The organism is Tenacibaculum caenipelagi (assembly GCF_004363005.1).
GTDB lineage: Bacteria > Bacteroidota > Bacteroidia > Flavobacteriales > Flavobacteriaceae > Polaribacter > Polaribacter caenipelagi.
This window is the reverse complement of the sequence record NZ_SNYH01000002.1, coordinates 468,303-492,120: the sequence shown is the minus strand read 5'-3', so window position 1 is coordinate 492,120 and position 23,818 is coordinate 468,303. Positions and strand designations below refer to the sequence as shown.

26 protein-coding genes are annotated in these 23,818 nt (G+C 32.3%); 6 read left to right on the top strand and 20 right to left on the bottom strand.

All coding sequences use genetic code 11. The annotated features are described in order from the left end of the window. Positions 1–2: 2 nt before the first annotated feature. The 13 genes from DFQ07_RS05745 to DFQ07_RS05685 form a co-directional block, all read right to left on the bottom strand. A complete protein-coding gene (locus DFQ07_RS05745) occupies positions 3–1,196 on the bottom strand; it encodes an MFS transporter (RefSeq protein WP_243743940.1) in 1,194 nt (397 codons plus the stop codon). Continuing rightward, the gene (locus DFQ07_RS05740) at positions 1,183–2,505 is read right to left on the bottom strand and encodes a lysine N(6)-hydroxylase/L-ornithine N(5)-oxygenase family protein (RefSeq protein WP_133535312.1); all 1,323 of its coding nucleotides are present in this window, start codon (positions 2,503–2,505) and stop codon (positions 1,183–1,185) included. The genes DFQ07_RS05745 and DFQ07_RS05740 overlap by 14 nt, the downstream gene beginning before the upstream one ends. Before the next feature lie 5 nt (positions 2,506–2,510). Continuing rightward, complete coding sequence (locus tag DFQ07_RS05735; protein WP_133535311.1) at positions 2,511–4,019, bottom strand: pyridoxal phosphate-dependent decarboxylase family protein; 1,509 nt, start codon at positions 4,017–4,019, stop codon at positions 2,511–2,513. 168 nt (positions 4,020–4,187) lie between these two features. Further along, on the bottom strand, positions 4,188–4,520 hold the full coding sequence (locus tag DFQ07_RS05730) for a 2Fe-2S iron-sulfur cluster-binding family protein (RefSeq protein ID WP_133535310.1): 333 nt from the start codon (positions 4,518–4,520) through the stop codon (positions 4,188–4,190). Between the two features lie 2 nt (positions 4,521–4,522). After that, positions 4,523–5,419, bottom strand: coding sequence for a sterol desaturase family protein (locus DFQ07_RS05725; protein ID WP_243743939.1), 897 nt, complete (start codon positions 5,417–5,419; stop codon positions 4,523–4,525). Between the two features lie 5 nt (positions 5,420–5,424). Then, a complete protein-coding gene (locus tag DFQ07_RS05720; protein ID WP_133535309.1) occupies positions 5,425–6,000 on the bottom strand; it encodes a GrpB family protein in 576 nt (191 codons plus the stop codon). 7 nt (positions 6,001–6,007) lie between these two features. After that, positions 6,008–7,063, bottom strand: a complete 1,056-nt coding sequence (locus DFQ07_RS05715) for an NAD(P)/FAD-dependent oxidoreductase (protein ID WP_133535308.1) — start codon at positions 7,061–7,063, stop codon at positions 6,008–6,010. A gap of 191 nt (positions 7,064–7,254) precedes the next feature. Beyond that, positions 7,255–7,491 (bottom strand): NifU family protein, encoded by a 237-nt coding sequence (locus DFQ07_RS05710; RefSeq protein ID WP_133535307.1) that lies wholly within the window; start codon positions 7,489–7,491, stop codon positions 7,255–7,257. Positions 7,492–7,497: 6 nt separating this feature from the next. After that, on the bottom strand, positions 7,498–8,628 hold the full coding sequence (locus DFQ07_RS05705) for an Mrp/NBP35 family ATP-binding protein (RefSeq protein ID WP_133535306.1): 1,131 nt from the start codon (positions 8,626–8,628) through the stop codon (positions 7,498–7,500). Positions 8,629–8,812: 184 nt separating this feature from the next. Next, positions 8,813–9,358: a DUF4269 domain-containing protein gene (locus DFQ07_RS05700; protein WP_133535305.1), complete on the bottom strand. Its 546-nt coding sequence runs from the start codon at positions 9,356–9,358 to the stop codon at positions 8,813–8,815. Continuing rightward, the gene (locus DFQ07_RS05695; RefSeq protein WP_133535304.1) at positions 9,355–9,678 is read right to left on the bottom strand and encodes an MGMT family protein; all 324 of its coding nucleotides are present in this window, start codon (positions 9,676–9,678) and stop codon (positions 9,355–9,357) included. The genes DFQ07_RS05700 and DFQ07_RS05695 overlap by 4 nt, the downstream gene beginning before the upstream one ends. Before the next feature lie 184 nt (positions 9,679–9,862). Then, positions 9,863–10,534, bottom strand: a complete 672-nt coding sequence (gene trmB / locus DFQ07_RS05690) for a tRNA (guanosine(46)-N7)-methyltransferase TrmB (protein WP_133535303.1) — start codon at positions 10,532–10,534, stop codon at positions 9,863–9,865. A gap of 12 nt (positions 10,535–10,546) precedes the next feature. Then, positions 10,547–10,768, bottom strand: a complete 222-nt coding sequence (locus tag DFQ07_RS05685; protein WP_133535302.1) for a DUF6341 family protein — start codon at positions 10,766–10,768, stop codon at positions 10,547–10,549. A 42-nt stretch (positions 10,769–10,810) separates the two neighbouring features. Between DFQ07_RS05685 and DFQ07_RS05680 the strand changes: the two genes are divergently transcribed. Further along, entirely contained in the window at positions 10,811–11,716 is a 906-nt protein-coding gene (locus DFQ07_RS05680; protein ID WP_243743938.1) for a DUF6427 family protein, read from the top strand. A gap of 6 nt (positions 11,717–11,722) precedes the next feature. On the opposite strand, the gene upp is transcribed toward DFQ07_RS05680, so the two are convergent. Together upp and DFQ07_RS05670 are read right to left on the bottom strand one after the other, a co-directional pair. After that, positions 11,723–12,376 carry a uracil phosphoribosyltransferase gene (upp, locus tag DFQ07_RS05675; protein WP_133535300.1) on the bottom strand — a complete coding sequence of 218 codons (654 nt, stop codon included), beginning with the start codon at positions 12,374–12,376 and terminating at the stop codon, positions 11,723–11,725. Positions 12,377–12,416: 40 nt separating this feature from the next. Beyond that, positions 12,417–13,190 carry an alpha/beta fold hydrolase gene (locus DFQ07_RS05670; RefSeq protein ID WP_133535299.1) on the bottom strand — a complete coding sequence of 258 codons (774 nt, stop codon included), beginning with the start codon at positions 13,188–13,190 and terminating at the stop codon, positions 12,417–12,419. A gap of 39 nt (positions 13,191–13,229) precedes the next feature. Here DFQ07_RS05670 and brnQ point away from each other — a divergent pair, with 39 nt between their 5' ends. Further along, positions 13,230–14,513 (top strand): branched-chain amino acid transport system II carrier protein, encoded by a 1,284-nt coding sequence (gene brnQ / locus DFQ07_RS05665; RefSeq protein WP_133535298.1) that lies wholly within the window; start codon positions 13,230–13,232, stop codon positions 14,511–14,513. Positions 14,514–14,621: 108 nt separating this feature from the next. Here brnQ and DFQ07_RS05660 read toward each other — a convergent pair whose 3' ends face one another. From DFQ07_RS05660 to DFQ07_RS05645, 3 genes are all read right to left on the bottom strand, one after another. Continuing rightward, complete coding sequence (locus tag DFQ07_RS05660; protein WP_133535297.1) at positions 14,622–15,125, bottom strand: hypothetical protein; 504 nt, start codon at positions 15,123–15,125, stop codon at positions 14,622–14,624. Between the two features lie 216 nt (positions 15,126–15,341). Then, the gene (feoB, locus tag DFQ07_RS05650; RefSeq protein WP_166627732.1) at positions 15,342–17,450 is read right to left on the bottom strand and encodes a ferrous iron transport protein B; all 2,109 of its coding nucleotides are present in this window, start codon (positions 17,448–17,450) and stop codon (positions 15,342–15,344) included. Then, positions 17,451–17,675 carry a FeoA family protein gene (locus DFQ07_RS05645; RefSeq protein WP_133535294.1) on the bottom strand — a complete coding sequence of 75 codons (225 nt, stop codon included), beginning with the start codon at positions 17,673–17,675 and terminating at the stop codon, positions 17,451–17,453. A gap of 122 nt (positions 17,676–17,797) precedes the next feature. Here DFQ07_RS05645 and DFQ07_RS05640 point away from each other — a divergent pair, with 122 nt between their 5' ends. From DFQ07_RS05640 to DFQ07_RS05625, 4 genes are read left to right on the top strand one after another with little or no spacing between them, the layout of a single operon-like run. Further along, positions 17,798–18,949: a DNA polymerase III subunit gene (locus DFQ07_RS05640; protein ID WP_133535293.1), complete on the top strand. Its 1,152-nt coding sequence runs from the start codon at positions 17,798–17,800 to the stop codon at positions 18,947–18,949. Between the two features lie 2 nt (positions 18,950–18,951). Further along, positions 18,952–19,461 (top strand): hypothetical protein, encoded by a 510-nt coding sequence (locus DFQ07_RS05635; RefSeq protein ID WP_133535292.1) that lies wholly within the window; start codon positions 18,952–18,954, stop codon positions 19,459–19,461. A 50-nt stretch (positions 19,462–19,511) separates the two neighbouring features. Continuing rightward, entirely contained in the window at positions 19,512–20,924 is a 1,413-nt protein-coding gene (locus DFQ07_RS05630; RefSeq protein ID WP_133535291.1) for a sensor histidine kinase, read from the top strand. 7 nt (positions 20,925–20,931) lie between these two features. Continuing rightward, a complete protein-coding gene (locus tag DFQ07_RS05625; RefSeq protein ID WP_133535290.1) occupies positions 20,932–21,714 on the top strand; it encodes an enoyl-CoA hydratase/isomerase family protein in 783 nt (260 codons plus the stop codon). A 200-nt stretch (positions 21,715–21,914) separates the two neighbouring features. Here the strand turns inward: DFQ07_RS05625 and DFQ07_RS05620 are convergent, their stop codons facing one another. Together DFQ07_RS05620 and DFQ07_RS05615 are read right to left on the bottom strand one after the other, a co-directional pair. Beyond that, positions 21,915–22,568, bottom strand: a complete 654-nt coding sequence (locus tag DFQ07_RS05620) for an HD domain-containing protein (protein ID WP_133535289.1) — start codon at positions 22,566–22,568, stop codon at positions 21,915–21,917. Positions 22,569–22,633: 65 nt separating this feature from the next. Continuing rightward, positions 22,634–23,641, bottom strand: coding sequence for an aspartate-semialdehyde dehydrogenase (locus tag DFQ07_RS05615; protein ID WP_133535288.1), 1,008 nt, complete (start codon positions 23,639–23,641; stop codon positions 22,634–22,636). Between the last annotated feature and the right edge of the window lie 177 nt (positions 23,642–23,818).

Below are 23,818 nucleotides of genomic sequence, written 5' to 3'. Positions count from 1 at the left end.
ATTTAAGCTTTGGCTAGTTGTTTGTGTACTTTACTTACCGATTTAAACACGATAAAGTACAAGACTAGTGTGAGTGTAAATCCGCCTAAAGCAATAATGAAAGGTATACGTAAACCAAAGCTATCGACTATAATCCCTACGTTTAGCGAAGCTAATAACACACCTAGGTTTTGAAAGAAATGTATTTTACTGTAATCTACCGAGTATGATTCTGGAGAACTCAACTCGAATAATAAAATATCGAATTTCACGACTCCTTGAAAAATTGCCCATCCGTAAATAATTCTTCCTAAAACAACTGCTGCTTCATTAGGTATTCCTTGCAATACCAACCCTATCAAACCTATACACAAGGCGTTTATGATTCCTTCGTGTCCTTTTGATTTTCGTTTGTTATTAATCCATAATGCTATTAAAGCAACAAAACCTGGAATGGCATAGATAGTACCTGAAACCAATTTGCTTTTATGCATTGAAAAACTTTCCCAATACGATGAAAAGAAAGGTCTGATTAAAAAATCACTGAAATACAATATCAATGTAATCAAGCCTAATTTCAAAATAAATCCTTTTGGAATAATTTTTTTATTAGTTACGGCTGACTCTTCTGAAATAATTAAATCAGTAGCATACTTTTTACTTTTTAATAAATAACCACTCATAGCCATTTGAATAAAATCGCCTGCTGCCATGATTATAAAAATACTACTTGGGTTTATATAATCTACTGTTAAACCTCCCAACACCGCTCCTAAAATTCCTCCTAAATGCACCACCACTGAAAGTAATCCGATTGTACTTGGATGCTCTTCTTTTGTAATGATTTTTAAGATGTAAGGGTACACTAACAAGTAACTTCCTTTAAACAGTACCATAACAAGTGATACTATCCAGAAATTAATATATGATGTGGTATAATAGCAATACAATGCTAACATACCTGCAACAGCTTGAGTGTAAACTAAAATGTTTAATTCTGAAACTTTTTTAGAAACATACGCCCAAAAAGGAAATGCAATCATTACCATAAAGCAGATGGCTGCAAAATAGTATCCAACATTTTTGGGATTCTTCATTCCAAAACGAAGCTCAAAAAACTGCGGGTAAAATGGATGCAGTAAATAATCGCTTACTACTGCAACCAGTGTCATTAATATTAAAAATGTTTTCAACTTCATACCTCTATGCAAAGACATTGAGTTCTATTTCCTCTTCTTGTGTAACCTCAAATTGTTGAAATGCAATTTTTTGCTCAATAGGGTAATGTTCTACTCCTGTTATTTCTTTAATAATGTATGAGTTCTTATAAGCAGCCATTCCCAAATCAGGGGTTACAAAACCGTGTGTATGTAGCTCTACATTCTGAACAAAGATTTCGTTGTGATTTTTATCTATACTATAATTGCGTTGTACATCGAAACGATCTTGATAATCCCATAAAATTCGATCTGCAATTCCTTCTATAAAATCAGGTAATTGATATTCATATCCTGTGGCAAGAACCAATCCGTCAGTTTCATGTTTAAAATATTTGTCTTGTTCCACTTGATGAAGTTCAAGTTTAATACCGTCATCTGATACTTTCGTTGTTTTCAATTCCGAATTGGTACGCAATGAAACTTTTAAAGGTTCTTTTGATATAACTCGTTTCGCATATAATGTATCGTGAATAGCCCCTATTAAATCTTGATTGATCCCTTTGTATAAATGCTTTTGATTTTTAATTAATGTATCTCTTTTGGATGCTGGTAAATTGTAAAAATAGTCTACGTATTCTGGAGACGTCATTTCCAACGTTAACTTAGCATACTCTAATGGGAAAAAGCGAGGAGAACGGGTTATCCAGTTCAATTCATATCCTTTAGTGTCTATTTCTTGTAATAAATCAGAAAATATTTCAGCAGCACTTTGCCCACTTCCTAGTACGGTTATTCTTTTTTTATTCTGTAATTGTTCTTTATTAGGTAAATATTCTGATGAATGAACGGCAACATCTTTCAACTTTTTACAACAAGCAGGAATGTAAGGTTGTGTTCCTGTTCCTAACACTAATTTCTTTGCTTTATAAATTTTAATTTCCTGTGTTTTTGTACAAATACTTGTAACCACATAAATTTCGCCTTTTTGATCGTAGTCTACATTCGTAACTTCTGTATTAAAATAAATGTTAGAAAGCTTGCTGATTACCCACTGACAATAGTGGTTGTACTCATTTCTAAGTAACAAGAAATTTTCTCGTATGTAAAAAGAATAAATTCTTCCTTGTTCTTTTATATAATTAAGAAAACTAAAAGGACTTGTGGGGTCGGCTAGGGTTACCAAATCTGCCATAAAAGGCACTTGTAAAGTGGTGTCTTCCAACAACATTCCTGGATGCCAATCAAATTTCTCTTTTTTATCAAGAAAGACTCCATGTAAGTTTTCAATTGGTTCTGATAAACAGGCCAATCCTAAGTTAAAAGGACCTACACCTATGGCTATAAAATCTAATATAGTATTCTTCATCTTTTTTAGTTTGTAGTTTTGTATTGTTCTCCTGTAGTTTTAATCATTTCTATAATGTTTAGGAGATTGTTAATTGTATTTTTAGGATTTAGCAGCGTAAATTTTAGATAGATGTTACCGTCTAATTTTGTACTTGCTATTGATGCTTTTCCAGCTTTGTATAAGGTGTTTTTGATATATAAATTAATTGTGTTATGAATTATATCTTCAGTTATACCTTCTGATTTATATCGAAATACTAGGGTACTTAGTTCTGGTACATGAGCAATTTCAAAACACTCTTCATCTTTTATACTATGATATACTGCTTTTGTTAAAGAGTGTACTTCTTCTAAGTAATTAGCAATGGTTTTAGTCCCCATTGTTTTTAAGGTCAACCAAACTTTTAAGGCATCAAATCGACGTGTTGTTTGGATTGATTTCTCTATAAGATTAGGGCGTTGCGGATCTTTATCTTCAACAGGATTTAAGTAATCTGCATAATACGATACATATTGAAAATGCTGTTTATTATTAACTAAAAATGCACTACAGCTTACGGGTTGAAACAACGTTTTATGAAAGTCTATAGTAATTGAATCTACCAACTCAATCCCTGTAAAATATTCTTTGTGAGTATTTGTAAGTGCATAAACTCCTCCATAAGCGCCATCTGCATGCAACCACATGTTGTGTTCTCTAGTAATTTTCCCTATGGTTTGTATCGGGTCAAAACTGCCATAATCGGTAGTTCCTAATGTTGCTACCACTGCAATTGGAATGTTTCCTTCCTGTTTTGTTCTTTCAATAGCTAACACCAACTCATTAGCATCCATTCGCATTCTCTTATCTACTTTTACAGGAATAACTGCATCATAGCCCATACCTAACAAAGCGGCACTTTTTTGAATGCTAAAATGTGCCTTTTCAGAGCAAAAAACTCTAAACTTACTTATCTCATTACTCCAACCATGTTGCTTAATGTTAATCCCAAAATTTTTAAAGGCATAATTATCTCGAGCCATTAATAATCCCATAAAATTAGATTGTGTTCCTCCGCTTGTAAAAACACCATCTGAATTATTTGAAAGATTAAATACGTTAGTTATCCATTGTATAACTTCTTGTTCTATAAAAGTTGCTGAAGTACTTTGATCCCATGTTTCAACTGCAGTATTTATTGTCGTTGTAATCATTTCTGCAATGACCGAAGGCAATGTAATTGGGCAGTTTAAATGCGCTACATATGTTGGGTTATGAAAAGCGATTGCATTTTTTATGTATAAATTATTTAATTCTTCTAAAACACTATCAATTGTGTGTGTTTCTTCAATGTTTAGCAATTTTGCTTGTTCTTTATTTTTTAGAATCTCTTCAAGATTGTCTCCTTGATAAAAAGTTCTGTTGGATAAAAATTGCTGAATATAGGAGGTTGTTTTCTGAATATACTCTTCGTATAAATTTACCGATTCATCACTAAATAAATAGCTATTTAACGATAACTCCTTTAAAGAAGGGTGTGGTTTAAGAATCATTTATTTTTATTTAGTCTTAATAGTTTCAAGCAAAAATATATTCACCTCAGCCAAACTAAATGACGTAAATGGAAATTAAAATGACGCAATTAGCATTTAATTATAAAAAAAGCGCAGGATCTTAAGTTAAACTTAAGATCCTGCGCTTTTTAATTTTATTCTTGTTTTTTAACTCTCTGGAGCTAATTCAACTTCTAAACCTTCTAAATCTGGTGTCATCTGTATTTGGCAACCTAATCGGCTATTATCTTCTACATAAAAAGCTTCTGCTAACATTGCTTCTTCATCATCTCCCATTTCTGGTAATTCGTGATCTGATTTTACATAGCATTGACAAGAAGCACACATTGCCATTCCACCACAAATACCAATGGTTCCTTCTGGAGCCAGCTCATATGAGCGTACCACTTCCATTAAGTTCATTGCCATATCTGTAGGTGCTTGTACCTCGTGAGTTACTCCGTCACGATCGGTAATTTTTATAGTAATATCTTGTTCCATTATTACAAATTCATTTTTTTTCGAAGTGTTTTCGCTCTTTTATCTTCTCCATCATGGGTCCATCCTGGTGAATTGAATATATAATTCAGTTTATCACTCCATTTATCAGCTCTCTTTACATCATTCCAAATAGCAGTATATTCATGCGTTGCTACTTTTACGGGATTAAAAGTTTCAATATTCACCGTAAGTCCATAAACAGGCTTATCAACATCTTTTAATTCTTCAGAAAAGGTACCAAATATACGATCCCAAATAATTAAAATACCCGCATGGTTACAATCTAAATATCGAATATTTGATGCGTGATGCACTCGGTGATGCGATGGTGTATTGAAAATTAATTCGATTGGTTTTGGCAGTTTATCAACTAGCTCTGTATGTACAAAAAACTGATAGATTAAACTAACTCCCATCATGGTAAACATCATTAATGAATCAAATCCTAACAACGGAATCCACATCCAAAAGAAAAATTTATGAATACGTTCACCAACTCCCTGACGCAATGCTGTTCCTAAATTCATATGCACCGACGAATGATGCGGTACATGACCTGCCCAAAACAAGCGTACCTCATGATTTAAACGATGAAACCAATAATAAGCAAAATCATCAGCCAATAATAATAGAATCCACGCCCACCATTGACGTTGTACTATACCTTTTAACGGACTCATTTCATATAAATAGAAAAAAGCTACAAAGGCTAAAATCTTCGGAATAAATTCAACAATAGCAGAAAACACCATCATTAACAATGATACACCAGTATCTTTACCGTGGTATTTTTCTTTGGCAAATTGATATTCTACCAACATAGAAATGAAAAATATAGGCAATGCGAAGTACAATAATTTATCTTCTGATAGCTGTTGTATGTATTCTACTATAGTCAATGTTATTATTTATTATTATGTAAATTCAACGTTTCTTTTACAAACTGTGTTTTTCCTAAAACATAGGCACCTCTATCATTTCTATATTTCGAAGCTAACTCTATTTTTAATTTTTCATATTCTTTAGCTCTGCTAGGATTCTCAATCAAATAGTCTCTAAACTTTAATTGATTACACATAGCGTTCTCCTTTGGGCACATATGAATATGAAAAACTTGATCTTTTAGTCCTTCAAAATTATAGCCTTTCGCAAAAGACATATAGGCTTCTGCATCTTCTCTTGCTGGAACTTCAAAAAAAGCATACCCTAATTTTTCAAAACTTTTTATCAACTCTTTATCAAACAAAAATTCTTTTGGAATCTCAATAAACAAATCAATATAATTCTTTGCTTTTATATTAGGAATTGAAGTACTTCCAAAATGTTCAATTCTGTTAAAACATGAATTATCAACATTTTCAAGTATTCGCTGCTTTTCTTCTTCAAAAATATGCTTCCAGTCGGTATTATGCTCAGATAATTCAATTGGGAAGAGTGTATTCCAATCTTCCCTTGTTAAATCGTATAAGGTTCTTTTCACTAATCGTTTAGTTAATTGCTTTTACTACTGCCTTTGGTGCTTCTTTTCTAGTTCCATCAAAACCGTCAACACCTCCAACCGTTGTATACTTCATCACATATTTTTTATCTGGATAAATACGTTGGAAAGCACTCTGACACATTAAAGTTGCTTCGTGGAATCCACATAAAATCAATTTCAATTTCCCTGGATAGGTATTCACATCACCAATCGCATAAATACCTTCTACATTCGTTTGATAATCTAAAGCATTGTTTACTTTAATGGCATTTTTCTCAATCTCTAACCCCCAATTTGCAATTGGCCCTAATTTTGGAGACAGTCCGAACAACGGAATAAAATGCTCACAAGGTAATGTAAATGGTTCTTTATCTTTTTGCTCTACTAATACACCTTCAACTTTATCATCACCAATAATTCCTTTAACTTCTGCTGGTGTAATTAACATTAACTTTCCTTCGTCTTTTAACTCTTGTACTTTATCAACTGAATCTAAAGCTCCTCTAAATTCGTTTCTTCGGTGAATTAGAGTAACAGATCTAGCCACATCTGTTAAGAAAATAGACCAATCTAAAGCAGAATCTCCTCCTCCAGCAATTACAACATCTTTATCACGATACAACTCAGGTTCTTTAATCATATATTCTACCCCTTTGTCTTCAAAATTTGAGATATTAGGAATAGGTGGTTTACGAGGTTCAAAACTCCCCAGTCCTCCAGCAATAGCTACTACTGGCGCTTGGTGTTTTGTTCCTTTATTGGTAGTTACAATGAACGTTCCGTCATCTTGTTTTTCAATCGTATCGGCACGTTCACCTAAGGTAAACCCTGGCTCAAATTGTTTAATTTGTTCCATTAATTTATCGGTTAAATCACCTGCTAAAATTTCTGGATAAGCTGGGATATCGTAAATAGGTTTCTTTGGATAAATTTCTGAACACTGCCCACCTGGTTGTGGCAAAGCATCAATTAAATGACAACGTAATTTTAATAATCCTGCTTCAAAAACCGTGAATAAACCTGTTGGTCCTGCTCCAATAATTAATATGTCTGTTTGTATCATTTTAGTTACAAAATTGTCTTTTTATACTGACAATTCCTGCCTTTTACTAAAGACAGGAATGTTTTATGCGTTAGTAATTGAGCACTCTGTTTGAGCTCTACCAATTTTTTAATTGGGAAGCGAGTAACAAAGACACTCTTGAACACCCAAAATTACTGCAATAGTTTAGCCTAAAACCTGACTTTTATCAGTTATGCTACGTTAATTACTTCTTTAATTTCTGGTGCGTATTTTTTTATAGTCGCTTCCACTCCGTTTTTTAAGGTCATCTGATTTACAGAACAACCGCTACAAGCACCTTCTAACTGTACTTTGACTGTATCATTTTCAATTGATAACAGCTTTATATTACCTCCATCACTTACTAAAAATGGGCGGATTTCTTCTAAAGCTTTTTCTACATTATTTCTAATATCTACTGCTGCCATAACTGTTTATTTTGTGCTACAACCACTCATCGTAGTAATTCGTACTACTTCAGTTGGTGGTAAGTTTGCATTTCTTTTTAATAGTTGCGAAACCATTTCTTTAGTTACCTCTGTAAAAGCTTCTGCTAGTGGTGTATTTTCTTGCAAAGCTACTGGATGTCCAACATCTCCTGCTTCACGTATGCTTTGTACTAATGGTATTTCTCCTAAGAAACTTGTTTCTATATCTTCTGCTAAATGTTTAGCACCTCCTTCTCCAAAAATATAATATTTATTATTAGGAAGTTCAGCTGGTGTAAAATACGCCATATTTTCAACGATACCTAACACTGGTACGTTAATACTTTCTTGTTGAAACATTGCTACTCCTTTTTTAGCATCTGCTAAGGCAATATTTTGTGGAGTACTTACAACTACTGCTCCATTAATTGGCACAGCTTGCACTATCGACAAGTGTACATCACCTGTTCCTGGAGGTAAGTCGATTAGTAAGAAATCTAACTCTCCCCAATCGGCATCAAAAATTAATTGATTTAAGGCTTTTGAAGCCATTGGTCCACGCCAAATTACTGCTTGGTTTGGGTTGGTGAAAAACCCTAAGGATAATAATTTTACTCCATAGCTCTCAATAGGTTTCATTTTTGAACGCCCATTTACATTTACCGCTAATGGTTTTTCTTGTTCTACATCAAACATTAAATGTTGTGATGGTCCATACACATCAGCATCTAACACTCCAACTTTGAAGCCCATTTTAGCCAATGAAACTGCCATATTTGAAGTGATAGTAGATTTTCCTACCCCTCCTTTTCCTGAAGCAATGGCAATGATATTTTGAATATTTGGAATTTCTTTCCCTCTAATTTGGTTTGGATTTTCCTTTGGTTGAACTTCTACTTTCACATTCACCTTTACATCAATCTTCTGATCAACGTGTTGATGAATTGCTTTCATAATCTCAACTTCAACTTTCTTTTTTGCTTGTAACGATGGATTTGCTATTGTAACATCTACAATCACCTCATTACCAAAACTCACTACGTTGGTTACATTTTCGTTTTCTACTAAACTTTTACCTTCTCCTGGTGCCGTAATTGTTTCTAACGCCTTGTATATATCTTGTTTTTTAAAACTCATGTTTTATGCTATATGCTTTAAGCAGCAAGAGGTACTCTTGTTGCTTATTTTTATTTAATCTTAACTGCAAAGATACGTTTTAGCCCCCAGAAAATAAAGTCTTTAGATTGGTAATATTTATAGAGTGATAAGTTGGTTTTATAGACACAGATTTTGAAGATTATCGCTAATTATTTTTGAAAAATTAGAAAATATAACCTTTCTCAAGCCCGTAATTTAATAGCGCTTCATACGGATTTCCTTCTAAACCTAAAAGTTTTGCAAATGCAGGCTCGGTTTTGACTCCTTGCTTTTTTAAGGCAATGATTTTTGATTTAAATTCTTTGTCTTTTTCTAACAAAACCTCATACTCAATAAGCATGTGCAAGTAAGAATCTTGCTGTTCTGAAGGTTTATTTTGCACAAAAATTTCTATAGGAAAGGTTTTATACTTAAACGTAACGATTATTGTTTTTAAATTTTTATACGACGGAATTGTCTTTACTTCAAATCCTGAAAGCTCACCATATTTCTCACTTACAATTTTTATAAACTCTTCATGGTTTTCACTTTGACAAACGATATCTAAATCACTTGATTCTAAATCAATATCAATAGGTATTGTACCAACTAAAATTGGATTAAATTCTTTTAAAAACTCAAAAAAATCGAGTTCTATCAATACTTTGTAGGCTTCTTTTTGCCTAGAAGTTCCTCTTTTTAAGTATGATATATCTTTAAAGTTTATCACAGCTCATCATTCGGATTCCAAAATATATTTTCAAAATCTTGAATTTGATTATCAACTACCTTAATTCCTTCACTTTCTAGTAATTGTTGCATTAAGTTAGTTCCGTCAAAATGATGTTTTCCTGTTAGCAATCCTTTTCTATTAACTACACGATGCGCTGGCACTTCCTTTTCTGAAGAATTATTCATTGCCCATCCTACCATACGTGCTGAACGAGCTGCTCCTAAATACGTAGCAATGGCTCCGTAACTCGTTACTCTTCCGTGTGGAATTAAACGCGCTACTTCGTATACCTTTTCAAAGAAATTTTTATCTGTCATACAATGTAAATATAAGAATTTACCCATACTAGAAGAGGCTTTAAAAAACAGGGGGCAATTCACTCGAAATGAAACTTGCTAAATTCTAACTGCGTTAGCGATTGCAGCAAGTTACCGTGTAACGCGGAAAGCGCGACCCAAAGGGAAACGCCAAAAAACAAAAAATCCTGCAAATAACGCAGGATTAATAATTAAGTTTAAATTTTATATAGGTAATCGGTTTTCCGATTTCTAAATATTGTTTTTCATAAAAAGTTTGTGTCCCTGTCACTTCCTTTGGACTGTACACATTTTTGTACACATCGTGGTTGGCATGTAAAACCTCATGACCTTCTCCGTGCAACAAACCTAAGGTGTATCCGTGCATAAATTCGCTATCGGTTTTTAGGTTTACAACACCTTCTGAATTTAAAATGTGGTGATATTTCTTTAAAAATTCAGAGTTCGTCATACGATGTTTGGTACGCTTGTATTTAATTTGAGGATCTGGGAAGGTAATCCAAATTTCAGAAACTTCGTTTTCAGCAAAAATATAATCGACCAACTCTATTTGAGTTCTGATAAAAGCCACATTATTCATCTCATTCTCTAACGCTGTTTTAGCTCCTCGCCAAAAACGTGCTCCTTTAATATCAATCCCTATAAAGTTCTTATCTGGATTTTTTTCTGCTAAGGCTATCGTATACTCTCCCTTACCACAACCTAGTTCTAAAACTATTGGGTTATCATTCTGAAAAAAAGCACTCCATTTTCCTTTATGTGAAAAATTATTGACTACTTCTTCTCGAGTTGGTTGAATAACGTTAGCAAACGTTTCATTTTCTTTGAAACGTTTTAATTTGTTTTTACTTCCCAAAGTGTATAGAAATTAGGCTCTATCTTCAGTTCCTTCGCGTAAAAATTTCGCTGATTCTTTCATCCAATAAGCGAATAACACAAATAGAACTACTAAAAACAACCAGTTAATGGCATTTGAAGACCACCATCCTCCGTCACCTTTAGCAACAGTTAAGCGTAACCAGTTAAACGGTAAGAATAAAAAGTCGGTAAATAAACTACCAATCCATTTAAAAATATTGCCTGCTATCATATCTTAAGTATCTTTACAACTGCAAAAATATAAAAAGAAACCATGTTAGCCAATTTTTTCGGCAAATCTAAGCCTGTAAATTTTATTGTACTCTTTGTACTATTTTTAGGGTACTTTTTTTTAAGTCTTTTTTCTAAAGAATTGTCTTTTAATATTGTAAAAGAATTAGGATGGTTCTTAGTTGTTTTTTCTGTTTACAATTTTATTATTGCTAAAAACTTATTAACTTTTGACAACTCTTTTGCTTTTTTGTTTTTTGTAATATTGATTGGTTTTTTTCCTGACACAATAGCCATTAATAAAACCTTTTATGCCAATTTAACAGTATTACTTTTTTTACGGAAAGTATATAGTTTGCAATCTTCTAAAAATATTTTTCATAAACTTTTTGATGGAGGCTTATGGCTTGGGATTTCATTTTTAATAGAGCCTTATACAGCTTTGCTAATCATATTGTTTTACTTGTCTATATTTTTGCATCAGCGATTCACATATCAAACATTATTAATTCCTGTAATTGGTCTTTTCGGACCTATTTTTTTATATTTTACATATAATTTCTGGTATGACCAAACAGCAAATTTTTTGTTGCTTTTTAACTGGGATTTTTATCCAGATTTGAGTTTTTACTCTCATCAAAAGTCGTTATTCCCTATTCTTTTTATCGGTTTCTTTTTAGTCGCTTCTGTTTTTTTAAAAAGCCCAAAAGCATTTTCTGTTAAGAATAAATTTAGAAAAAATTGGATATTAATTCTTACCCATCTTGTTATTACAACGGTAATTTTAATTTTAGTTGAAGATGGTTCTGGAAGTGAATTTTTATACGTATTCTTTCCTGTTTCAGTTATTTTAGCTAATGGAATAGAGTTCTTTCAGAAGAAATGGTACGCCGATGCTATTATTATTTTATTCTTAATAGCTTCTTTTACTGTATGTGCTTTGCTTTAATTTAAGTTATAATTTCGCTCCATATGATAAATCACCTGAGTCTCCTAAACCTGGTACGATGTACCCTTTATCATTTAGCTTCTCATCAATATCTCCAATCCATAAATTAGTATCTTCTGGAAAATGTTTAGCCACATACTCAACACCTTCTACTGAGCCTATAACAGAAACTATAATTATTTCTTTTGGGTTTCCATATTTTTTTATTCCTTCATAAACTTCTACCATTGAGCGCCCTGTTGCTAACATTGGGTCTACTAACAACAAGGTTTTTCCTTCAATAGAAGGCGAGGCAAAATATTCAATCACAATTTCGAATTCTTCATCATTATTAGGATGATGACGGTAAGCAGAAATAAACGCATTTTCCACATCGTCAAAATAATTCAACATTCCGTTATGTAATGGCAATCCTGCTCTAAGAATTGAGCACACCACTATATTATTGGTAAGTAAATTCGTTTGTTTTATACCTAAAGGAGTTTTAATTTCTTTAGTAGTATAATTTAGTTCTTTGCTAAGTTCGTACCCTAAAACTTCACCAACTCGTTCGATATTTCTTCGAAAACGCATCGAGTCTTTTTGAACGGAAACATCTCTAAGTTCGGCTAAAAATTTATTAAGAATAGAGTTTTGTTTGGCTAAATGATGAACTTTCATGAAATACTTTTTTGTGTTCTGCAAAAGTAACAGAAATTTATCAGGATTTTACGAACTCGGTTAATACCTTTAAAAGTTCATTTTTAGCTTCTATGTGACTCATATGTCCATTAGGCAGTTCAATTAGCGGAGTATTTGTTCTTTTTGCTTCATCTTCAACAATCTTATAATTCAGTATTGGGTCTTGTTTTCCTGCAATCATTAATCGTTTGTCTATTGCTTGTAAAACAATTTCTTTATTTTCTCGCAAACGCATCCCTTCAGTTGCTGCAATATATCCTCTTACAGGTATTTTTAAAGCTTCAACTCTTACTTTTTCTATTTCTTTTGAGAGTACTAATCGCATATTCTCAGCAAATAAATTAGCTATCGACATTTTCACCAGTGTCTCATAATTTTTTTTCGCCATCTCTTTGGCTCTGAGTCGCAACTTATTTCGCTCTTCACTATCTGCTTGGGAAGTGGAATTCATTAAACATATTCCTTTTATGCTTTTAGGATATTTTTCTGCAAAAGCTAAAGCCACATACCCTCCCATAGAATGCCCTACAAAGGTAGCTTTTCGAATTTTTAATTCTTTTAATACTGCTTTTACTGTCATTGCCATTTCTTCCATAGAATGTATATACCCAATGCATCCTGTATTTCCATGACCTAACAAATCAATACAAACTACTCTATTTCTTTTAGAAACCTCTTCGACCACAGCATTCCACATCGTACTGTTTTCCAAAAAACCATGTAGTAAAACAACACAACTTCCCTTACCTGTATCTGTATAAAAAACGGCAGTTTCTTTAAATTTTACAATCATTTTTTAATGTATATTCGTTTGCTATTAATTTGTTAAGCAATGCACAAAACTAAGGAGATATTTATAAACGGTTTTGCTTTATTTTCAATGTTTTTTGGAGCAGGAAATTTGATTTTACCTCCCTTTTTAGGAAAAGGTGCAGGGAGTTTATGGTTATGGGTTACTCTAGGCTTTTTTATTACTGCGGTTTTTATCCCTATGCTAGGAATATTAGCACATGCTAGGTTGCAAGGTACCATGTACGATTTTGGCAAAAAAGTGTCTCCAATATTTAGCCTTATATATTGCTTTATCATGTATGCAATTTGTATTGCATTGCCAGCACCCAGAACCGCATCTGTAACTCATGAAATGGCCATAGCTCCTTACTTTAATAGTAGCTCTTTGGTTACCAGTAGTATTTATTTTGGTCTTGTTTTTATATTCACTATGAACAGATCGAAGGTATTGACTTTATTAGGAAAGTTTTTAACACCGCTTATCATTTTTATTTTATTAGCAATTATTTTTATTGGTATTTTTTCGGCTCCAGAGACTATAACTTCATCTGCTTTTAAAACTCCTTTTGTTGATGGACTTTTAGAAGGATATCAGACTTTTGATGCAATTGCATCCATAGTGGTAGGAGGTGTTTTGGTAATTTCGATGAATTTTAACACCAATACTTCTTTTGAAGAAAAAAAGGAATTAATAACCAAAGCTGGGTTTATAGCTGGTTTAGGTTTACTCATTATCTATGCAGGACTTATTTACAATGGTGTTTTATTTAGCTCTACTTTTGGTGAAAGTGCTACTAGAACAGAAATTTTAACCTCTTTAAGTAATCAGACCTTAGGAAATATTGGAAGTGTTTTTCTTAGTGTTTTAGTTGCTTTGGCTTGTTTTACTACCGCTGTAGGAATCATTACTGGTACTGCAGATTATTTTAAAGGAATTAATAACAACTCTCAAAAGGTTTTTACAATCACTGCCATTATCGGGTGCTTATTAGGTATTGCTGTAGGTCAATTTGATGTGAAATACATCATTAATATTGCACTACCTGCTTTAATGTTTATCTACCCTATTACCATCATATTAATTATATTAAACGTTTTGCCAGAAAAATACACCTCAACTACAGTTTTTAAAATTGTTATTGGAGTAACTTTTCTATTCAGCATTCCTGATTTTTTAGGATTTGTTATAAATCCTGAATATTTATTAGGATTAAAAAACAGCATTCCTTTTGCTAACCAAAATCTAGGATGGATTTTACCTACCGTCTTAAGTTTTGTCATTGCTAATTTAATTGAAAGAAAAAAGCTAAATTCAACTGAATAAGCACCATAATTCAATAAGACTTTTATTTCCTCTCGAAATGATTTTTCATTATAAACTAAAAAAGCTCGCAATTGCGAGCTTTTAATTTTTAAATATCTATTAAATATTTTAAAATCGATACCCTAGATTTATGCCTACTCTCGGAACGATTGAACGTGATTCAGAAGTAAATAAGTTTCTACCCAAACCTCCGTAAAGATCAAGCACAAAACCTCCTGGTGACACATATTTTGATCCAAATGCTAATCCTAACGCTCCATCTGTGTAATCTTTGTATTCGTAGTTATTGGTTCCTGCAATAATAGTTTTTCTTTCTCCTGTGTTTATTCCCATAAAAACCTCTCCAAAATAATTCCAAGTACTACTATTGGTAAAATAATGACGAAAAAACGGAGTAAACATACTCTTTTCGTTGTATCTAAAATCTGCTGATCTTTTTTCAAAATTAAACAAAACTGAAACTCCAATTGATGAGCGTTCTGTTGTATAATGTTCATATGATACTTCGAAAGTTTTTAATGCTAAGGCATCAAATATATCTACTTTAATTTCCTGCTGTGCGTAAGCAAAAGAGTTTATAAAAACTACCGTTGCTAAGAGTATTCTCTTCATATAAAATTTTATTGATTATCTTTTTTACTTATCAAGTATGATACCACAAACATACACCTCTTGTTAAATGGCCCATAAAAAAGTTGCTTTTTAATTCGCCTTTCTATGAACAATTACAATTGGTATCACAATTGCTTTTTTTAGTGTTAAAAAAGAACTTTTTAACTAAAAAAATAACTGCTCCACAAACAACTACATATGTTATAATTTCTTGCATTAGCTTAAAATTTGATAGGCTGCAAAGGCACATAAGTATGCTAAAACTCCCATACTTACTAATTGTACTACTGGCCATTTCCAACTTTTGGTTTCACGCTTTACAATTGCTAAAGTTGCCATACATTGCATTGCAAAAGCATAAAATAGTAATAAAGAAACCCCGGTAGCAAAATTAAAACGCTTTTCGCTAGTACTTGGGTTTATTTCTGACGCCATTTTTTGTTTTATTGTGGTTATGTCTTCCCCATCATCTTCAACACTATAAATAGTAGCCAAAGTACCAATAAAAACTTCTCGAGCAGCAAAAGAACTAATCAAGCCTATACCAATTTTCCAATCGTAGCCTAACGGTTTTACTAATGGTTCAATTGTTTTACCTGCAATTCCGATATATGAGTTTTCTAATTTTGCTGAAGCTACTTTTTTTGACAACTCTGCTTTAGGTAATTCTTGATTTGCTACATTTTTAACTACACTTTTTTCTGCATTTTCAAATGACGATGGTCCATGAGATGCCAAAAACCACAATACAATTGAAATTGCTAAAATGATTTTTCCCGCTCCAAAAACAAATGCTTTTGTTTTTTCTATTACATCAAACAACACATTCTTTGCTGATGGTAACTTGTAATTAGGCATTTCTACTACAAAGAACGAAGTGTTTTTAATTTTTAATGTTTTGTGTAGCACATATGCAGCAATTATGGCTGCTGCAAAACCAAGCGCATACAATACTAGTAATGTAAATCCTTGCAAGCTAAAAAAACCAAATAATTTAGTATCAGGTATAATTAATGCAATTAAAATAGCATAAACCGGTAATCGAGCCGAACAAGTAGTAAAAGGAGTTACTAAAATAGTAATTAAGCGCTCTTTCCAACTCGATATAGTTCGGGTAGCCATGATTGCAGGTATAGCACAAGCCGTACCTGAAATTAATGGAATAACACTCTTACCGCTCATTCCAAATCGGCGCATAATTTTATCCATTAAAAATACCACTCTACTCATATATCCTGTTTCTTCTAAAATAGAAATGAATAAAAATAAAATAGCAATCTGCGGAATAAAAATTACGACTCCTCCTACACCTGGAATTACTCCATCAGTTAACAAATCGGTAAACATTCCTGCAGGCAATTGTGCTTTGGTAAATTCGGCAATATCAGCAAATAACCCATCAATAAAATCCATAGGTGTGGATGCCCAATCGAAAATAGATTGAAAAATCAACAATAACAATCCGAAGAAAATAACATATCCGAATATTTTGTGAGTAAAAACACGATCTAGTTTACTTCGTAAATCAGTTGCCTTTGAAGCATCAACATAGTATGTTTTCTTTAAAACTGTATTTATTTTCTGATATCTATATATCGTTTCTTTATGCTGATATTTTTTTTGTTTTGCTATTTCATTTTCAAAAGGCTCAATAGCTTCTTTTTCTTCAGCAGAAAGCAACGAATTGTGCTTTTTTGTAAGCATCATCCACTGCTCATATGCTGTGAATTCTTTACTTATACTAGACAATTCATTGAAATAATCTGCGTCAATTTTTTGAGCTAATTCGTTAAAGTTTGAATGTACTTTTAACGATTCATAGTCAGCAATTATTTTTTTTAAATCATCAATACCTTCATTATTTCTCGCAGACATTAGTACCACTTTGGTATCTAATTCTTTTTCTAATGCAGGTATATCTATCGAAATTCCTTTACGTTGTAATTGATCAGCCATATTTAAGGCTAAGACTGTTGGAATTTCTAAATCTTGAATTTGAGAAAAAAGTAATAAGTTTCTCTTTAAATTCTCTATATCAGCCACCACTACAATCACATCAGGCTTCTCATCTCGATGAGCTGTCATTAGAGCTTTTAAAACAATACTTTCGTCTAAAGAAGTTGGGTTGATACTGTAGGTTCCAGGTAAATCGGTTATCGTTGCGGTTTTATTTTTAGATAATTTACAAGTCCCTTGCTTTTTATCAACCGTAACACCAGGGTAATTTCCTACCTTTTGATTTAAACCAGTTAATTGATTAAATAACGATGTTTTTCCTGTGTTGGGATTTCCTATTAACGCTACTTTTATGCGATTGCTCATCAGTTATATTTTAGTAATTAAAATTTGACAAGCCGTTTCTTTTCGAATCGCTAAATGACTCCCATTCACGCATATATACATAGGATCCTTTAAAGGAGCTATTTGAAGTAGTTCTACTTCAGTTCCTGGTAAGCACCCCATTTCTAACAACTTTAATGGAATTCTATCTAAACACTCCTCAGATATGATTCCTCTTTCCCCTATATGTAATGATGCAATTGTACTCAAAAACATGTATATTTTAGCTTGCAAATATACTAAAATAGAATCATTCTAAACAATATATCAAAACAATATATCATTTATTTGCTATAAGTTGTTCTCTTTACTCGATGTCTTATATTTGTGGTATGACTTTCGACGATATTATTGGACAAGAACATATTAAAAAACACTTACAGCAATCGGCTGATAATAATAGAATTCCGCATGCACAACTCTTCGTAGGTAAAGAAGGATGTGGAACTTTGTCTATGGCTATAGCCTACGCTCAATACTTATTATGCAATTTTTCTAATAATGCTGAAGCTTGTAATATAAAATGTAACAAACTACAGCATCCAGACTTACATTTTGCTTTTCCTGTTACCACCAATGATTCAATAAAAAAACACCCTGTTAGTAATTTATTTTTAGAAGACTGGCGAACTTTTGTTGAAAAACAACCTTACGGAAGTTTGTTTAATTGGCTACAGCAAATTGGCGTAGAAAATAAACAAGGTCAAATTGGCGTTGATGAAGCTGAAGATATTGTAAAAAAACTACAATTAAAGTCTTATGAAGGTGGCTTTAAAGTAATGATTATTTGGATGGCTGAAAAAATGAACGTTGCTGCTTCTAACAAACTGCTAAAGCTTATTGAAGAGCCACCTAGTAAAACAGTTTTTATACTTGTTACTGAAGATGAAGAACAAATTATAAATACCATAAAATCTCGATGTCAGGCATTGCATTTTCCTGTATTAAGTGAAAGTGATATTGCTAATGCTTTGATACAACAAAACAATATTTCAGAAAATGAGGCTATTAAAATAGCACATCAATCAGAAGGAAATTATAACAAAGCTCTTCATGTTTTAAACAACAACTCAAACGATTTAATTTTTGAACAATGGTTTATCACTTGGATTCGTGCTGCTTTTAAAGCAAAGGGAAATGCTGCCGTTATTCAAGACTTAATCGGTTGGTCAGAAGAAATTGCCAAAACAGGTCGTGAAACTCAAAAACAGTTTTTACAATATTGCTTGCAATTTTTTAGACAGGCATTATTACTCAATTTCGGAACTCCAGATTTAGTATTTTTAGAAACTCAGTCAGCTAATTTTGAATTGGCAAAATTTGCTCCTTTCATACATAGCAGTAATATCTTAGTTATTGAAAAAGAAGTGAGTGATGCCCAATACCATATTGAAAGAAACGGAAATGCTAAAATTATTTTGCTTGATTTATCTATTAAACTAACACGTTTATTGCACACTAAAGAAGAAAAACTTCAATCATAATAATGAGAACTATATATTTTATCACAACTCTAATTTTCGGAATACTTTTTGTTTCCTGTAAACAAGAAAAAAAAGAAAACATTAAAAATATAGTAGATAAAGTAAGCACAACAAAACCTTTGTTAAAAGATTATATTGTTGGCAACTGGGAAACTACTTATTTAAAGATTAAATATTTAACCGCTAACGAAACCGATAGCACTTCAGTTTTTGAAGATGATTTTAGTACCCCAAGCTCGGGTAAAGCACAATCAAGCTATAAAAATGATGGCACATTTACAGCATGGTTTATAAAAGCTGATGGTGAAAAAGTGGATGAAACAAGCGGAGTGTGGAAAACAAGAGGAGATAGCCTTTTTGTTGACTACCCTTATTTAGGAAAACAAGTACAAGCTTGGTATTTAATAACACAAGCCAAAGACGGGTTTATGGCTACCTCTACATACGACTGGGACAATGACGGAGAAAACGATGATATTTTGCTAATGAAAACCAAAAAAATAGAATTATAAAATTGCGATTATTTAACAACATATCATTACGAATTAGAATCTTCTTGTCAATGATTCTACTGGTTTTATTGGCATCTATTCTAATTGTTATAATTACGATTTATCAATATGATGAACAAACCAAAGATTATAACATTTCACGATTTGAACGTAAAGAATCTTCTACAAAACAAGATATTGAAATAGAGTTAAAACGTAGAACAACCTATCCTGTAACTACACATAATTTAGCTAAAATATTTCAAGATAGAATTTACGATATTGCCTACGTGCATAAACTTACCATATCTATGTACGATATGGATGGAAATTTGTTGAAATCCTCTATCCCATACAGTTTCGATAAAAAAGAAGGTTCAAACTTACCTAAAGAAACCATAAGAGATCTTGCAAATAATTCAAATCATAAAATTTTAAAAAGCAGAAAAGAAAAAGGAATTACTTATCAATCTTCATACTCATATATAAATGATCCTCGCTTTAAACGAATAGGTATTTTAGAACTACAAATAGCACAAGACAACGAAGAACAAAAACATGAACTCCGTGAGTTTATTTCGCGTTTATCATTAGTGTACTTACTAATGCTTATCATTGCTATTGTTTTGGCTTATTTCTTATCAACATATATCACTCGTTCAATACAAACAATTTCAGAAAAAATTAAAGAAACACGTTTAAACAAACGAAACGAAAAAATTACACTAAACTCTGCAAGTTCTGAAATTAACTCGCTCGTTGACGCTTATAATAATATGATTGATCAACTAGAAGACAGTGCTGCTAGACTTGCTAAAAGTGAACGTGAACAGGCTTGGAGAGAAATGGCAAAACAAGTAGCACACGAAATTAAAAATCCGTTGACCCCCATGCGATTGTCGGTGCAAAGTTTTGAAAGGAAATTTGACCCTCAAGATCCAAATATCAAAGAAAAAATGGCTGAATATAGTAAGTCTCTTATTCAACAAATCGATGTAATGAGTTCTATCGCTTCCGCTTTTTCAGATTTTGCAAAGATGCCTACACAGCGTCGTGAAAAACTGAATGTTGTTGATGTTGTTAAACACTCGTTAGATATTTTTACTGAAGATTATATAGAATATCTTCCGGAAGAAAAAGAGTTGTACGCGAGCCTTGACAAGACGCAATTAATACGAATTGTTACCAACCTTGTTAAAAATTCAATACAAGCAATAAAAGACACTAATAAAAACCCTAAAATAGAAGTTAAGGTTGCTTCAGAAGGAACTCGTGTAAAAATTACCGTTGCTGATAACGGCAAAGGAATTAGCGATCAAAACAAAGAACTCATTTTTGAACCTAAATTCACCACCAAGACAAGTGGTATGGGCTTAGGATTATCTATGATAAAAAATATAATTGAAGCCTATGACGGATCAATCTCTTTTACATCTACCAAAGGAGTAGGAACCGTTTTTACTGTAATTTTACCTAAAACATAAACATAATATGAATTTTGAAAATATTTTAGTTGAACAAACTAACGGATTAGCTACTATTACGATTAACCGACCAAAAAAATTAAACGCTTTAAATAAAGCTACTATTGAAGAACTACATAATGCTTTTAAAGGTTTAGAAAGTGATGCTGCTGTTAAAACAATTATTATAACAGGAAGTGGTGATAAAGCTTTTGTTGCTGGTGCCGATATTTCTGAATTTGCACATTTTTCTGTAGAAGAAGGAGGAATGTTAGCTAAAAAAGGACAAGAAATTTTATTTGACTTTGTTGAAAATTTATCAACCCCAGTCATTGCAGCTGTTAATGGCTTTGCTTTAGGAGGAGGTTTAGAATTAGCGATGGCTTGTCATTTTAGAGTAGCATCTGACAATGCAAAAATGGGACTGCCTGAAGTATCTTTAGGGGTAATTCCTGGTTATGGTGGAACCCAACGTTTACCTCAATTAATAGGCAAAGGAAAAGCGATGGAATTAGTCATGACTGCTGGAATGATTACTGCTGATGAAGCAAAAGAATATGGTTTAGTTAATCATGTAACATCTCAAGAAGAGTTGCTTCCTCTTGCTGAAAAAATTGCATCGAAAATTATGCGCAATTCATCTGTAGCTATTAGTGCAGCGATTAAAGCTGTTAATGCTAATTTTAAAGACGGCATTAATGGTTTTGAAACCGAAATTACTGAATTTGGAAATTGTTTTGGTACCGAAGATTTTAAAGAAGGAACTAATGCCTTTTTAGAAAAGCGTAAGCCTGAATTTCCTGGAAAATAATTTATTTTAATCAATCTTTTTATAAATAAAAATAGCATCTGAATAAATTTAGATGCTATTTTTCTACAATAAGGGGATTATATTAATAAAAAGGGGGTTATTAACTGAAGCAAATATATATTAAATTCAATAAGAACCAAATTTTAACGTTAATTTTTTATTAAATTAACCTAAAATTTACATTATTAATGTAAAACATATTATTTTTTTCCATTCCATTCATCATAGAATTGTTCTAAAAAACCTTCCATATAAACATGCCTTTTTTCTGCAATAACTTTTCCTGTTTGAGTATTCATCTTGTCTTTCAACAATAAGAGTTTCTCATAAAAATGGTTAATGGTGGGAGCAGTCGATTTTTTGTATTCTTCTTTAGTCATATTTAAGTTTGGAAGAATATCTGGATTGTACAATTCTCTATTTTTAAATCCACCATAGTTAAAACAACGTGCTATCCCAATAGCCCCAATTGCATCTAATCTGTCTGCATCTTGAATTACATCTAATTCTGGTGAGATAAACTTTTGCTCAAAATTTCCCCCTTTAAAAGAAATGTTTGTGATAATTTTTTCAATATGAATAATTATTTCTTCTGAAACTTTTTGGCTTTCAAGAAAAGTTCTCGCTCTTTGGGGACCCACAGTTTCATTACCATTGTGAAATTTACTGTCTGCTATATCATGTAACAGTGCACCTAACGAAACCACAAATTCATCAACATTTTCATCCCTCGCAATCAACAAAGCATTCTTATACACTCGCTCAATATGAAAAAAATCATGTCCGCCTTCTGCTCCTTTCAAGGTATCTTTTACAAACTCAATAGTATTCTGTATTATTTGTTCTCTATTCATATTTCAAAAATAAAAATCCTGCACATACAAGCACAGGATTTTAAATGTATTATTATAATTTATGACTAAGCAGTAACCGATGGTTTCACCAAGTTATTAGCTACTAGATATTCTGCTATTTGAATTGTATTGGTCGCTGCTCCTTTACGCAAATTATCAGCAACTATCCACATATTTAATGTATTTGGTTGAGATTCGTCTCTTCTAATTCTACCCACAAAAACCTCATCTTTATTATTTGCTAAAATTGGCATTGGGTATACATTATTTTGTACATCATCTTGTACAACTACTCCATCAGTTTTACCTAACAATTCACGAACTTTCTCTAATTCAAAATCATTTTCAAATTGAACATTTACTGATTCTGAATGACCACCAGCTGTTGGTATTCTAACTGCTGTTGCTGTTATTGCAAAAGAATCGTCTCGTAAAATCTTTTTAGGTTCTTTTACCAACTTCATTTCTTCTTTGGTATATCCATTTTCTAAAAACACGTCACAATGTGGTAAAGCATTTCTTCCGATAGGATGTGGGTATGCCATTTCACCTTCAATTCCCGCTTCTTCATTATCTAATTGCTTAACAGCTTTAACACCAGTTCCAGAAACAGATTGATAAGTTGAAATCACCACACGTTTCATTGTATATTCTTTATGTAACGGAGCTAACGCCATTACTAACTGAATAGTAGAACAGTTTGGATTTGCTATAATTTTATCTTCACTAGTTAATACATCTCCATTAATTTCAGGAACTACTAACTTCTTTGTTGGATCCATTCTCCAAGCAGAAGAATTATCAATTACAGTTGTCCCTACTGCAGCAAATTTAGGAGCCCATTCTAAAGAGGTGTCTCCTCCAGCTGAAAACAATGCAATATCTGGTTGCATAGCTACTGCGGTTTCTAAACCAACTACCGAATAATTCTTTCCTTGAAACTCTATTTGATTTCCTACTGAACGTTCTGACGCAACAGGAATTAACTCTGTTACTGGAAAATTACGTTCTGCTAATACTTGTAACATTACATTACCTACCATACCGGTAGCGCCTACCACTGCTACTCTCATTTTTTTGCTATTTGAGTATAAAATTTATTGTTTGTATGCTACAAAGGTTTAAAAAAAACAAATTGGTTGTATCTCTTTTGCTAGAAAAAATACGTTAAAATTTAAAAAATATACCATTTTAGCTTAAATAGTATTGTTTTAAACACTAAAACTCAAAAAATCAGTACATTTGCATCG